Source organism: Citrobacter sp. Cb041 (genome assembly GCF_030336655.1).
Lineage (GTDB): Bacteria > Pseudomonadota > Gammaproteobacteria > Enterobacterales > Enterobacteriaceae > Citrobacter > Citrobacter braakii.
The window spans coordinates 1-666 of the sequence record NZ_JAOWDD010000004.1 but is presented as its reverse complement, the minus strand read 5'-3'; the positions used below and the strand labels follow the sequence as shown (position 1 = coordinate 666).

The following is a 666-nucleotide window of genomic DNA, read 5'->3' as shown; positions in this document are numbered from 1 at the left end:
GCAATGGGATATGCCTGAGTCGCTTAACGTTTAAGGATAAATGATGAAACTGAGAAGCATGTTAAAAATAATAATCGGAGCAATCTCGCTATGCGCCGTCTCTGCCTGTACAAAATCACCCTCGCAGATTATTTATCGCTATGATAATAACCGCTATCTGGAATTGAAAGGCTTCAATTGTGATGGCGCGCTTTGGTATCATGATACCACACGAAATATTCACAAAGAGTTAATTGATGGTAAATTTGCTTCCTTCAGGGTTTTCACTGGGGCCTATATCCACCCATCCGATAAATATATATTCATTCCAGACTGGGAACCAACGGCTTATCTAATATCCAAAGACTATGGTCAAACATGGCGGGTCGCAACCTATATGGCTTCTTTCCCGGCGCTGGAAAGAAACTCAGATGGGGTAATGCGTGATTATCCGGAGGGAAAAGAAATCAAAAGAGTGGTGGTGGTCAATAATCAGGCATTTATTACCACTTCGCAGAATCATTTGTATATGAGTTCATACCCTTTTGACGATCCGCGTCTAAAACCCGGCGGTCCGGGTATAGATTATAAGTTCTTTGATGACACGTATTATCTCTACAGGCCAGGCAAGCATAAATCCAATGGCGAGTATGTGAATGCCCACATCAGACCTGAATCTCCAGGGTA

1 protein-coding gene is annotated in these 666 nt (G+C 42.6%); it reads left to right on the top strand.

Annotated elements, in window-relative coordinates:
- Positions 1-43 precede the first annotated feature (43 nt).
- Positions 44-666 (top strand): T6SS immunity protein Tli3 family protein (locus tag OGV52_RS00020; protein WP_287107906.1); only part of this gene is annotated, 623 nt, incomplete at its 3' end.